Origin of the sequence: Rossellomorea sedimentorum, from assembly GCF_046237645.1 — a bacterium.
Classification (GTDB): Bacteria; Bacillota; Bacilli; order Bacillales; family Bacillaceae_B; genus Rossellomorea; species Rossellomorea sedimentorum.
In genome coordinates this window covers 455,065-467,971 of the sequence record NZ_CP143546.1, presented here as the reverse complement: position 1 = coordinate 467,971, position 12,907 = coordinate 455,065, and the positions used below count along the sequence as shown (strand labels likewise).

The window sequence follows — 12,907 nt, the reverse complement described above, 5'->3', positions numbered from 1 at the left end:
ATTTATCTCAATTTATAAGAGGAGGCAGATAAATGAAGCACATTTGGCTGGCATGCCTATTACTTCTAATGACTATTTTGACTGCCTGCGCAACTGAAATTCAGTCTGATCCTGATAACAATGGCGGTGCAACAAGAAAATGTGATACCGGAGGGGTTATCGTGGGCTGGGTGGATTTCTTAAAAATTAATGACTTCACGTATGAAAGGTTTTCCAGAATAGGGAATGAAGGCCCTGCTCTAAAGGGCAACAAAATTGGGGAAGTAACCTTCATGCTGGCTGATTGTGCTCCCCCAGACCACATTTCACAAAATGGGGATGCCGCTTTCCTGGAAGCAGGAACTCCCATCTATGAGGTGAAAGGCTATCCCGCAGAGTTAATGGTGGAAGCGGCTGGAAAGCTATATATTGTCGATCGTAATGAGGAAGCAAAATCAGTCGTGGACCTGTACCCAATAAAGGGGAAAGTCAAGGATCTCCACCTACAAAGTTCTGAAGATGGCTCCCGGGTTCATACTTTTACTAAGAAAAATAAGAAAGCCTTCCTCGACGATTTCTTTAAGCAAGAACTGATTGATCAATCTGCCCTGCGGAGGAATGGCGGGACGGACGGGCCCATGGACTTCATTGAAATCGAACTTGAAAACGGCGCATACATCCGGCTGGTTTACTGGAAGGATTCCAATGCATTCAGTGTGGCCCGTAGTAACGACCGGATAGCTGCAATCATTGAGGAAGAAAAAAGCAGGGCTGCTGGAAAGGAATAGATACAGGGGGCAGGCCCTATTGTTTATTGTTTTAAAAAAGATGACCCCTGTACAATACAGAGATCATCTCTTTCTGGCAGCCTAGCCTTTTTTTACTGGCCTTTAAAAAAAGACCAGATTAATAAATCGGAGGTTCTTTATTACTTCTGCCTAGTGAACAGACTATTTACCGTTTTTAACGATATATTCGACGGTATAGGTTCCGGTATAATTTTCAATTGTATTTAACCATCCCTCAACATCGACTGTATAGGTACCTGCTAACACTTCAGGAGTAAAGGTCTCTTCTGTCGTAGACACTGCGTTTCCTGATGAACCAACCAGAGTGCCTTGTTCATCCCTCACATACAAATCCAAGTCGTTCGTTGGAGACAACCATTCAATTTTTGTTTTTAAGCTTACGGCACCACTGTCTAAAATGATGTCATAATAATCATGGGAAGAAGCACCCGCTTCAGACACCCCTACTCCGATTGAGCCGTTCCAAGTTTCATCCACAAAGTAGGTATCATAAGTTTTCCCTGTCTGCTTGTCTCTATATTTTCCTATTTTGGCTGAAGTCTTTTCAGCGACAGCTACTGCCTCATATGCATTGACATACCCAGCTCCAACCTCATGGTATTGATACCCTTCCATTGGATCAGCAGTTTTCTCCAACAATTCCAGGACCACATCTGGATGTAATTCCGGCTGTGCTTCAAGCATAAGAGCGACAATTCCGGAAATATGTGGTGTCGCCATACTTGTACCGCTCGCCGTAGTATAGTATGGAAGATGTTCAGGTGCAATATAGTCAACATCTGTAATGCTGCCAAGAGAGTTCATTACGACTCCGGTTGAGGATTTTGTCGCGACAATATCCACACCAGGCGCTGTAATATCAGGGTGAAGGAATTCATCATTCGCTACCCCCCTGGATGAAAAGTCCGCCAGTTTTTTATCCTTTGTTCCGGCTGCAACAGATATAACCCAAGGTGCAGCAGAATAAGGATTTAGTGTATTATCGGACGGCCCTTCATTTCCTGCGGCAAATGTTACGACCATACCTGCATCATGGGCTTTTTTACTAGCAACATTAATAGGATTATTGGGTGAATACTCCCCTGTTGTTCCCCAGCTGTTGGAAATGACATCGATGCCATATTCCTCTTGATGCTCAAGTACATAGTCAAAGGCTTCCAAAGACCAAAGGATATTGATCCCCTCCCCTGTACCAAGTCCAACGAGTTTAGCATCAGGAGCAATCCCTTTGTATAAGCCTTCACTGGCAGTACCGGATCCGGCAATCGTTCCAGCCACATGAGTTCCATGTCCAGAGGAAGTGTCCGTGTTTAAAACATTCTCTAAATATAGCGCTTCATCAGAGAAAAAGCCGCTTCCTACTAGGAATTTAACGTTTTGAACTACCTTTTCCCCAAACGGCAGGTCAGGATGGGTGGCATCAATTCCACTGTCGATAACTGCTACAGTTGACCCTTTCCCTGTATACCCCAAATCGTTCCACACCTTTTCTGCCCCGACAAGGGCACGGCTGTCACGAAGAAGAAAATCCAATTTCTTATTGTAGTAGATCGAAACCGCATCAATACTAGAAGACACTACATTCTCTAGTTGAACCTTTGTCCCTTTCACTGCAACCATCGGCAAATTCTTGAACGTCTTGGTCTGTAAACCCAAGCCTTTCAAAAATGTAATTTGCTCAACAGTCGGCATCGTATCGTAAGTGATCACGGCTTCCACAAGGGTGGAGTTGCTCACCTTTGAAAGAACCGAAGTTAATTGCTCGTCCACTTCCAATGTTTGTGACTCTGCTTTACCTGGAGTCACACCTCCTAAGCTCACCATTAAGAAGAAAACTAAAAGAACAGATAGCAGTTTTTTCATGTTATTCCTCCTTTTGTCGAATTATTCAATCTATTTAATTATCAAACTTTAACTGCCATAAAGCAATTCACTAAAAGGATAAAAACAGATACTGCTAAAGTAGTATACAAATAGAAGGAATGGTCTATGTGTTCTGTTCTTTTTTATTAGTCTTGCATCAGAAGTGGATACCGCCATGAGGAGAGTAAAATTCTAGCTGTTCCCCTGGCTTTAAGAGACACTGACCAATCAGATGAAGGGCTTGTTGAGCTTCTGATGTAAACAAGATAGACTCAGGGGTTGCTTCTATATCCCGGTAATCTTTCACCTGTTCTGTTATTGCTTTCTAAGAATCTCGTTACCCAATGGATGGTCATGACCTAAATCTTCAATATAGGAACGTGGGATGTAAGTTGCCTTATTACCTCTGTCGGAAAAAAAGCTGGAGCGAGTCCCCCTTAAAATAAGAAGGAAGCCGAGGATATATTCTATCTCTTCAAAAGCGATATCATCTCTCCTTTTTACCAATTTCTCCAAATGTACTAAATATCAAATGAGAACTAATTAACGACAATAAGTAAGCAACGACAGGTTCATTTGTATCCCAAATTGAAACTAACGAAAAAAACAATAATATTGAAACACCAAAAAGAATTATTAAATAAAGAAAAACACTTATTGCTGCACTAATTTTAAAAACCTCCACCAATATTTGAGTTTTAAATGTTCCACTAACCCTTTAATTGAAAAACACCTGAGCCAAAGGTCTATTGGCTACTCTTCACTATTTTGTATTGAAATCACTTTTTGTTTTCCTTTTGAAAATTTCGCCACTCTTCGGCATAATCAGGATTAGTAACTTTTATTTCTTCAGAAACAACTTTCATATTATATAGATCATATTTAACTATATAATTCCCGAAAGGAGATTCATTTTTTGCCAATCCTCTATCATACTCAACTATACCTTTGGAACTAATGTTAGAAGCAATTGTAGTTCCGTAATTAGTATCAACAAACGCATCAAGAACGGGATGGAAATGGCTTAAGTTATTTGCTAATTCATCCATTACCTCTTGTCTTTTTTCTTCTAAAGCCTTGGATTGCTCCATTTTTTCAGTTTGATAGAAAATCAATATTATCCCTAGTAACACAATTAAAACAATACTAATAGTCGGAAGCTTTCTCTTCAAGGATACTTCCCCCTTACAAAAAATTAATGGTATTGTTATTGAGGCTCTATATGCGGTATATTAGTTTGTTTTAATTCTATCTCTTTATGGGGTTGTGAACAGGTGGCTTGAACCCCTTCAGCCCTTAGGTATAAATGCAATTTTCAGTGATTGGAACGGAAATCCGATTTCACAATTTAGGTTAAGCTGTTAGTAGTTCAGCAATTGCCGTCGTTAGTCTGTTAAGTGCTTTACTTTTTTTGATTATCTTTTATCGTTTTAGCCATTGCTACAATAATCACAAAAAATATATAGAAAATATCATTACTGTAGACAATTGATCACCTCATACTTTTAGCTAAATAACACCATGCTTTAAACCAAGTTGTTTCCAGCAACCTGCTTCTTTACCGAATTCAACCACAGGCTCTATGTAACTTTCACTCAGCTAAATCCTTTTCCCCGCTTAACCTCTTCACTTCTTTTTCTAAGTAATCTAGACGCCTATGAATACGATAGATAATTGGAAGATATGCAACCCCAACAATAAGTAACCAACCCACTTTTCTTCCTCCCCTTTTAGCGATACTTCCATTAAATGCCTTGTTCAATTGACGAAAAACGTTTACCTAATCTTACCACACCTACATCCCTGGACTTTTACTTTTTCCAAATAATTGTCACAAACTGAAGCACGCATTTCCTTACACTATCCCCAAATTTCCGGCATAAGATAGGGATAAGAGGTAATTCACAAATCGGTTAAGAAAGCTGTGATATGACAAGATGAAAAGCTACTCGGATTGCTGCTCATTTCAAAATCTCCAGGAAAGTGGGATGTCATTTGACCAGGTCTTCCAGCGTATTGTGGCGTTCATGCAATTGAAGCCTGACGGGAACTACCGTTTGATGGTGGGGACTGATTCTCAGGTTCATCACAAGCAGACCGTCTTCATCACAGGGATTGTCATATTAAATGAGGGAAATGGCGTCTGGGCTTGTATACGGAAAGTTGTGGTCCCAAGGCAGATGCATCAGCTGCATGAGCGGATTAGCTATGAAATGTCTTTATCAGAGGAAATTGTTTCGTTGTTTACGGAAGAAAGAAAAAATCAGTTGATCGATATCGTCCTTCCCCACCTGTATCAAGGAGCAACGTTTACAATGGAAGGCCATATCGACATCGGAGCTGGAAAGAAGAATAAGACGAGGAAGTTTGTGAAAGAGATGGTCGCCAGGATGGAGGCCATGGGCGTGGAACCGAAAATCAAGCCGGATGCGTTCGTTGCTTCCAGTTATGCGAACCGTTACACGAAGTGAATTTAGGGAGGAAGCCTTCCCCCGTCCTCCCTGGATAAAAAAGGGACAAGGCATTCGTCGTCTTCTTACGTCCAGCAGGAAATAAACCATTTCCCCTTCACTCTCTTGTGGTATAATTTTACTTAAATGGGATTTTGCTATTATAGTGCTGTTGAGGAGGTTTTACGGGGCTTCAATACACTTCCTTCCTTATAATAAGGTTATAGCTTGTGAAAGGGGCAAAAATTCAATGTTGTATAGAAGTCTGTCAGGCATGGTATTGAAGTTTCTGTTTGTGTCTCTCGGAATCGTCATGATCAGCGGGATCATAGGTTTATTTACGAATGGCATCCAGATAAGCCTGGAAGGATACCTCAAGAATATATGGCAGATCATCCTGTCGTTAAGCTCCCCCTCTGACATTACCATCACGAACGAAGACAATAATACATATCCTATGTTTCCTACATTCTGGAGTTATTACTTTTATTCTATGATTATCTTCATTTCATCTATTCTGCTGGCTACAGTAGCAGCGTTCATCTTGACTTTTTTCACCATCGGGCTGCCTCAAAAAGCATCCGGCATCATGCTTAAAGTCCTTAATTTCTTAGAATCTTTGCCTGATTTGCTGATCATCATCGTCATTCAATTCTTTGTCATCGTCTTCTTCAAACGCACAGGCATCCTTCTGGCACCTGTCGCCGGAGGCAATGACCCCGTATACCTGCTGCCCATTTGTGCTCTCGCCATCCTTCCTTCGATATTCATTTTCAGGCTGTGCCTGCTGCTGGTGGAGGATGAACTGACGAAGCCTTATGTCGACCTTGCCCGCAGCAAAGGCTTTAAAAAGATGTATATCTTTACCGTACATATTGTGAGGAATATCATGCCGAGCATGATGAACCATATGAAAGCTTTTATCTTGATCTTGCTGTCGAATCTCATTGTGTTTGAACGGTTGTTCAATATCTATGGCATAACTCATTTCATTTTTTCATTTCCGCAGATCGATGTCATTGCCTTCAGTTTGATCATGTTCTATCTGCCTATTTTTCTATTACTGATGCTCAGTAATGTTATTATTTACCTGACAACCGGTCAGAAGGTGGTGATCTGATGCTGATTTTCAGGCTATTAAAGAATCCTTCATTTATTGTGGGAGCGTTATTTCTATTCGGCTTGTTTATCAGCAGCTTTGTGTATTACTGGATAACAGGCGATCAGGTTCCCACTACTGAACTAGTAAAAGATAAGAAAGGAAATTACCTATCGCCCCCTTACTCCCCCTTGGAGTTTCCCCCGTTGGGAACAGATAACTTCGGCCATAATGTTTTCTATCTTATGCTGGTGGGGGCCAAGTATACAATCGGATCGGCGATGATCATTGCCTTCCTGAGGGTGATTCCGGCCGTCTTTTTCGGTTTGATCATTCATTTTTTCCTATATAAAATCAAACGGATGCTGGCTTCCATCATTGATGCGTCCAACTATTTCCCGACGACCCTTTTGGCGTTTTTATTGATGTATTGGGTGATGTTTGAAGGCCCGCTTCGTAGTCCGGATACTTTTCCTTATTCGTTCGAGGAAAAAGTCTTGATTTACATAGGGATCCTGGTGGTCATTTCAATCCCATCTGTTTCTCTGCTTTTTGCCAACGAAGTCGAGAACGTGATGAACAAGGAATTCATCCAAAGTGCAAAGGTGCTTGGTGCGAAGGAACTCCACTTCATCAAGAACCATATCCGGCCTTTTATCGTTCCGCAAATATATGTCGTTTTGATCAGGGAATTTATCGCCTCCATGCTGCTTATCTCACATTTAGGGGTACTCGGCATATTCATCGGAGGCGCCAGGGTGGCTCATGATGTTTTCAATGTCCCCAACTTCATTTCCTTATCACATGAGTGGTCGGGTTCCTTAGGAAGCTGGTGGCAATTCTTGTGGACCTCGTATCCATGGATCGCCTTCATCCCGGTCGTATTCTTCACCTTGACGATCCTCGCCGGAAAGATGATGCTGATCGGATTGTCAAAAGAGCTGGAAAAGGACAATATCCCTGCGTCCGGGAATTTGCAAGAAGAGAAGTGGGAAGGTTCGCTTGCCGGCAGAGGGTTATTTGAGATGGTGGAAAGCAGAAAGATGTGAGCAGGGAAAAGGGTTGAGATGACCGTCATCTCAACCCTTATTTTTATAATTCAACAGCTGCAGAATGGAATCGTAACATACACTCCGGTAATACCCGTGCAGGCTCTCATCGTCCCTCATCAGCCATTGAATCAAGCAGCCGTCGATCATACAGCGGATACTGATGGCAGATTGCTCGATATCCTCTGCCTGAAATACATTCTCTTCTATCCCCTGTTTGATGATGTTTCTGCCAATAGACCAGCAGTTTTCGTAAAATTGCTGATTGATTTCTTTATATCGTTCATTATTTTTCGTCTGCGCCAAAAAGTCCAAGTATACACGATAGAATGCTTTATTTTCCTCGGGGGAGATGAATACCCGATTCACGTAAGCTTCTAATTTTTCAATCGCCGTTTCCTTTTCTTCAATGGATTGAGCTTCTTTTTCATAAATCCTGTTCGTGATCCATTGGAATAATTGCGCAAAGACATCTGCTTTATTTTCAAAATAATAGTTCGTAACACCTTTACTCACCTCGGCATAATCCGCAATATCCTGCAATGTCACGGACTCATATCCTTTTACAGATGCCGCTTGGAAGGCTGCTTTCAGAATTTGTTTTCGTCTCTGTTCTCCCTTGTTTGCCATTATTAGAACCTCCATTTACTACCTAAGGATATTATACAAAAAACGCTGCTTCTTTACGAATAATTTTATTCTGTCCGGTCAAAATAAATTGACCAGTCGGAATAAAAAGTATTATGATAGTTTCAAAGGTTTAAATTTGAAAGGGGAACTTATGTTGTCAAATACGTTCAAAGCTCTTGTCGTGAATAAAACAGAAGAAGATTTTTCAGTCAATATTGAATCATTAACTTTTAATGACTTACCACAAGGTGACGTGACCATCCGAGTCCATTATTCCAGCGTAAACTATAAAGACGGATTGGCAAGTATTCCTAACGGAAAAATCGTTCAATCCTATCCGTTCGTACCGGGGATCGACCTTGCAGGAGTCGTAACGGCTTCAGACGATGACCGCTATAAGGAAGGCGACAAAGTCATCGTGACAAGTTATGAACTGGGCGTCTCTCATTACGGGGGATCCAGTGAATATGCCCGGGTGCCGGGTGACTGGGTCGTGCCCTTACCGGAAAATTTAACGCTGAAAGAAGCCATGATCTTTGGGACAGCCGGCTTTACGGCAGCCCTTTCCATCCATCAACTAGAAAAAAGCGGACTGACACCGGAAAACGGCCCGGTTCTAGTGACAGGAGCAACCGGCGGTGTAGGCAGCATGGCCGTTTCCATGATGGCCAAACGGAATTATGATGTCACCGCAAGTACAGGGAAAGAATCAGAACATGAATACTTAAAGAAATTAGGAGCAAAAGAGATTGTTTCCCGTGAAGAAGTGGCACCGGAAAAAATTCGTCCAATCGGGAAGCAGCGTTGGGCAGGTGCCGTCGACCCGGTTGGCGGCAAGACATTGGCATCCGTCTTGAGCAGCACGAAGTATGGCGGCGCCGTTGCAGTCAGCGGGTTAACCGGGGGTGCTGACGTACCGACAACAGTCTTCCCTTTTATCCTGAGAGGCGTGAATTTATTGGGCATCGATTCTGTTTACTGCCCTAAAGAATTGAGAGAAACACTATGGAATCGTATGGCAGCCGACTTAAAGCCGGATAATTTAGGAGAAATAGAAAACGAAGTAACACTGGAAGAATTGCCAGGTACACTGTCCGCTATCCTGCAGGGAAAAACCAGGGGGCGTACGGTTGTAAAAGTGCTCGAATAATAATGAAAATGGGACTGTGCTCAGCACAGTCCCATTTTTTTAGTATGCGCCCTGTGAATACGTCAGCTCATAGCTGTGGGTATAGATTTCGAAAATATTGCCAAATGGATCTTCAACGTAAACCATTTTGTATGGCTTTTCACCAGGATAGTATTCCCTGATCGGCATGCGCTGCTTGCCTCCATGTTCCTTGATTTTCTCAACCAGTCCCTCAATATCCGGATCCTGGATGCAGAAATGGAAGATTCCCGTTTTCCAGTATTCAAAATTGTTCTCCGGCTGTTCATTGTGAGGGAATTCAAACAATTCGATTCCAATCTTGTCCCCCGTTGAAAGATGGGCAATGCGGAAGGTCTCCCAATCGTTCCCGAAGACGTCACGGCACATCTGGCCGACCGGTGTATCGTCATTTTTCACCTCGGACGGCTCCATGATTACGTACCAGCCGAACAGCTCTGTATAAAATTTCACCGCCTTGTCCAAATCAGGTACGGATAAGCCGATATGTGAAAAGGTTCTTGGATATGGTGTCATGTGTTGTTTCCTCCTTTACTGGTTTGACAGTTCGTATTATAAACGGTTATTCTTCTACTCAACAGTATGCACTTTGGGGGAAGATACTACCCTAAAGGGAAGTAAGGAGTGAATAAAGAAGAATGACAGACGGCATACAAGTGGATGAAAACGGAAAGCTCAAATGCTCGATTGAATATACATTGAACAAAATCGGCGGAAAGTGGAAACCCGTCATCCTGTGGCATCTCGCCTATGACGGCACCCACCGCTATAATGCGCTGCGGAGGCTCCTGCCCGGCATCACCCACAAAATGCTCAGCCAGCAGTTAAAGGAACTTGAACACGAAGGGCTGATCAATCGGAAACAATATAACGAAATGCCGCCAAAGGTAGAATACTCCATCTCGGAGAAGGGGCTGACCCTGAAACCGCTGCTTGAAGAAATGCATAAGTGGGGTAGCGCGCAGGGGTAGGCAGGGGAAAAGGACCGGACATCAAAAACAGGTTACCACCGTGGTGGGTAACCTGTTTTTTAGAAGGCGTATGGCATGCCAGCCCTCTTATTAATATGGGTTATCGGTTATATTGCCTCATAACCTCACCAACCGCACGCTCTGCCGACACCAAGGCTCCTTCCAGATGACCTCCATGTTCAGGAGAAGTTTCTGTACCGGCAAAGATGATGTTCTCCTTCCATGTTGGGACTGGCCCGTAGTTCGGAAAACCTCCAAGCGGCTCAAGATCCGACTCAACAGCTGTCTTGGGATCACTGGACCAATCTTTGTATAAAAGGGACACCGTTTTTTCTGCGGAGGGTCCAAACAACCGCACCAATTGATCGGTGACAAGACTGAGAACCCTTTCCTTCCCCAGCTCTTGGCGGGTCCTGGCAGGCAAACCGAAGAAGCCGAAAAGGGCACCATAACCTGTTTGGGGTGAGGCATCATGGATTTCCTGCAAGGGACCGGCCCAGCTCATGGCTTGTCCTGAAAGTCCCTCTTCTCTCCAAAAAGGCTCTCTATAAACCGCAACCACCTTGGCATGCCCCGCCATCCACGTCGGCTTCTTCATCAAACGTTTGATTAGGTCCTCTGGGAGCGAGGGTGCGAAGTTGATGGTTTGGGCCACTAACCGGGGAGGCATCGCTAGGATGACAGCTCCTGCTACTATCGTCTTTTTCTTTCCTCCGACTTGTTCAGCTTCAATCGTCATTTTTCCTTCATCATTCGTACGAATTTGGATTACACGTGTCTCCAGTTCGACTGTCTCAGCAGGAAGATTCCTAGAAATAGATTCAATGAGGGCATGCACACCTCCTCTGAAACGAAATGATTTTGCAAAGGATCCTTCCGGTGGTATATGCCGCTGTACAGGTCCTTTTGAGGATTGCTCGAAAAGCATAGCCCCTTCTGTGTGCTGTTCGAATGTTGGTAAGCCCAGCTCTTTTACAAGACCAGAGATCACTGGTTCATGGTCAGGCCAGAACCATGTCGGGCCAAGGTCAAACATGCCCATATCCGAACTGTCCTCAGCCGTCCGAGTTAACACCCTGCCGCCTACTCGGTCCCGTGCGTCCAATACCTTGCACTCAATGCCTTGCGAATGAAGCAAGGAGGCCGCATGAAGACCGCTTAACCCTGCACCGACGATGATAATAGGTTCCTTCATATTCCTGCCTCCCATCTTAAGTTCCATAGTTAACTTTCTAACCCCGCAACCCCAAAGCCACCGGCTCCAGAGTGGGTCGAAATCATCCCGCCCGCTTGAATCCACCTTACATTTTTGAACCCGGTTTCTTTGGCGACTTCATCCATCCGCGCTTTTACACGTTCATCCAATCCGATTGAATAGATGAAATATAGCTGTTCTGGATCGATAGTGTATTCATCCAAATACTCACGCAGGAGTTTTTCAGCTACTGTACTCATTTTCCCTCGATATTTTTTCGTTGAAACCAGCTTGCCGTCCACCAGTTCTATACATGGCTTTATTTTTAACAGGGCCCCCACAAGAGAAGCCATGTTACTGACACGCCCTCCTGCTCTTAGAAACTCCAGGCTGCCTGGGACGAAAGCGAGCCTTGTTTTAGGGACGATGGCTTCTATTTTTTCTACTAGTTGTTGTGGTTCAATGTCAGGTTCTTTTTCAAGCACTTGACCAGCATATATCACAATGGCTGCCAATCCGCCCGTGACATTCAATGCGTCGATCAAATAAATGTCTTCAAACTCTTCCGCTGCGATGACCGCATTTTGAAAGGAAGACGATGCTTTTGACGTATAACCGATATGGATAATCGTACAGTCAGGGTAATCGGCTTTGATCTTGGTGAAAAGTTCTTGATACTCGTGTGCGTTTGTAGAGGTCGTGGAGGGTATTTTTTTCGTACGCGCATAGTAGTCATAAATTTCTTCTACTGGCAGGGATCCATCCAAATAATCTTTCCCATCCATGATGATATGCATCGGGACTACCTGAACATTGTACTTGTCAACTATATCAGCTGGCAGATCGGCACCGCTTTCGGTTGATAAAATAATCCTGCTCACTTCATTTCCCCCTTTGTTATCTTAGTACGATGGTTGTTTAGAAAAAAGATGATTGATCTCCGGTGCGAAAGTTTGATGCAATACAGGTTTTAATACCTGGCAACTTCTGCAGAGCAGCCTGCACCCGTTATATTATTCCTTCATTAGTATGTCCTACTCTAACTATACATGAGAAACACACATTAATAATGTAATAACTATTTTTTTGTAAAGATGCCCTGCGGGAAACGGAACCTACCCCCGTACCGCGGATGAATCAGACTGAGGGGTGTTCCAGTCTATCAACAACTTTTGGGGTTCTATCAACGAGTTTAATGCTTCTATCAACCACTTTTCGATTCTATCAATCAGTTTAGTGCTTCTATCAACCACTTTTACGATACTATCAACCACTTCAATTTTCGGCAGGATAATCCAAAAGAAGCAACTATGGTTTGTCCCCCAGCCAAGCTGGGGGACTGGCTGATTCCTGCTTACCTACACGGGAGCTGATACCTTGATACCTTATGGAAGACTGGACTTGCTGCGTTCAAGCTAAATTTCAGATGAATCAGACTGAGGTATTTTCCAGTCTATCAACAACTTTTGGGGTTCTATCAACGAGTTTTGTACTTATATCAACGACTTTTCGATTCTATCAATCAGTTTAGTGCTTTTATCAACCACTTTTACGATACTATCAACCACTTCAATTTTCGGCAGGATAATCCAAAAGAAGCAACTATGGTTTGTCCCCCAGCCCCGGCTGGGGTTCTGGCTGATTCGATGCTTTGAGGACCATAACCCTCTTCCTTCGTCCTCACACTTTCTCTC

At 43.4% G+C, this 12,907-nt stretch carries 13 protein-coding genes; 6 read left to right on the top strand and 7 right to left on the bottom strand.

What is annotated here, in order from left to right; all coding sequences use genetic code 11:
- Positions 1–32: 32 nt before the first annotated feature.
- Positions 33–767: a hypothetical protein gene (locus V1502_RS02420; protein ID WP_409252803.1), complete on the top strand. Its 735-nt coding sequence runs from the start codon at positions 33–35 to the stop codon at positions 765–767.
- Between the two features lie 162 nt (positions 768–929).
- Here V1502_RS02420 and V1502_RS02415 read toward each other — a convergent pair whose 3' ends face one another.
- The 3 genes from V1502_RS02415 to V1502_RS02405 form a co-directional block, all read right to left on the bottom strand.
- Entirely contained in the window at positions 930–2,651 is a 1,722-nt protein-coding gene (locus tag V1502_RS02415) for a S8 family serine peptidase (RefSeq protein ID WP_409252802.1), read from the bottom strand.
- Between the two features lie 779 nt (positions 2,652–3,430).
- Positions 3,431–3,823, bottom strand: a complete 393-nt coding sequence (locus V1502_RS02410) for a hypothetical protein (protein WP_409252801.1) — start codon at positions 3,821–3,823, stop codon at positions 3,431–3,433.
- A gap of 419 nt (positions 3,824–4,242) precedes the next feature.
- Complete coding sequence (locus V1502_RS02405) at positions 4,243–4,365, bottom strand: hypothetical protein (protein WP_409252800.1); 123 nt, start codon at positions 4,363–4,365, stop codon at positions 4,243–4,245.
- A 274-nt stretch (positions 4,366–4,639) separates the two neighbouring features.
- Between V1502_RS02405 and V1502_RS02400 the strand changes: the two genes are divergently transcribed.
- From V1502_RS02400 to V1502_RS02390, 3 genes are all read left to right on the top strand, one after another.
- Positions 4,640–5,122, top strand: coding sequence for a ribonuclease H-like YkuK family protein (locus tag V1502_RS02400; protein WP_409252799.1), 483 nt, complete (start codon positions 4,640–4,642; stop codon positions 5,120–5,122).
- A 229-nt stretch (positions 5,123–5,351) separates the two neighbouring features.
- Entirely contained in the window at positions 5,352–6,221 is an 870-nt protein-coding gene (locus V1502_RS02395) for an ABC transporter permease subunit (protein WP_409252798.1), read from the top strand.
- Positions 6,221–7,249 (top strand): ABC transporter permease subunit, encoded by a 1,029-nt coding sequence (locus tag V1502_RS02390; protein ID WP_409252797.1) that lies wholly within the window; start codon positions 6,221–6,223, stop codon positions 7,247–7,249. Before V1502_RS02395 ends, V1502_RS02390 begins: the two co-directional genes overlap by 1 nt.
- Positions 7,250–7,279: 30 nt before the next feature.
- On the opposite strand, the gene V1502_RS02385 is transcribed toward V1502_RS02390, so the two are convergent.
- Positions 7,280–7,879, bottom strand: a complete 600-nt coding sequence (locus V1502_RS02385) for a TetR/AcrR family transcriptional regulator (protein WP_409252796.1) — start codon at positions 7,877–7,879, stop codon at positions 7,280–7,282.
- 154 nt (positions 7,880–8,033) lie between these two features.
- On the opposite strand from V1502_RS02385, the gene V1502_RS02380 reads away from it, so the two are divergent.
- Positions 8,034–9,029, top strand: a complete 996-nt coding sequence (locus tag V1502_RS02380) for an NADPH:quinone oxidoreductase family protein (protein ID WP_409252795.1) — start codon at positions 8,034–8,036, stop codon at positions 9,027–9,029.
- A gap of 39 nt (positions 9,030–9,068) precedes the next feature.
- Here the strand turns inward: V1502_RS02380 and V1502_RS02375 are convergent, their stop codons facing one another.
- A complete protein-coding gene (locus V1502_RS02375; protein ID WP_409252794.1) occupies positions 9,069–9,563 on the bottom strand; it encodes a lactoylglutathione lyase family protein in 495 nt (164 codons plus the stop codon).
- A gap of 122 nt (positions 9,564–9,685) precedes the next feature.
- Here V1502_RS02375 and V1502_RS02370 point away from each other — a divergent pair, with 122 nt between their 5' ends.
- On the top strand, positions 9,686–10,018 hold the full coding sequence (locus V1502_RS02370) for a winged helix-turn-helix transcriptional regulator (RefSeq protein WP_409252793.1): 333 nt from the start codon (positions 9,686–9,688) through the stop codon (positions 10,016–10,018).
- Between the two features lie 100 nt (positions 10,019–10,118).
- Here the strand turns inward: V1502_RS02370 and V1502_RS02365 are convergent, their stop codons facing one another.
- Entirely contained in the window at positions 10,119–11,213 is a 1,095-nt protein-coding gene (locus tag V1502_RS02365) for a flavin monoamine oxidase family protein (RefSeq protein WP_409252792.1), read from the bottom strand.
- A gap of 29 nt (positions 11,214–11,242) precedes the next feature.
- Positions 11,243–12,094 (bottom strand): DegV family protein, encoded by an 852-nt coding sequence (locus V1502_RS02360; protein ID WP_409252791.1) that lies wholly within the window; start codon positions 12,092–12,094, stop codon positions 11,243–11,245.
- Positions 12,095–12,907: the final 813 nt, after the last annotated feature.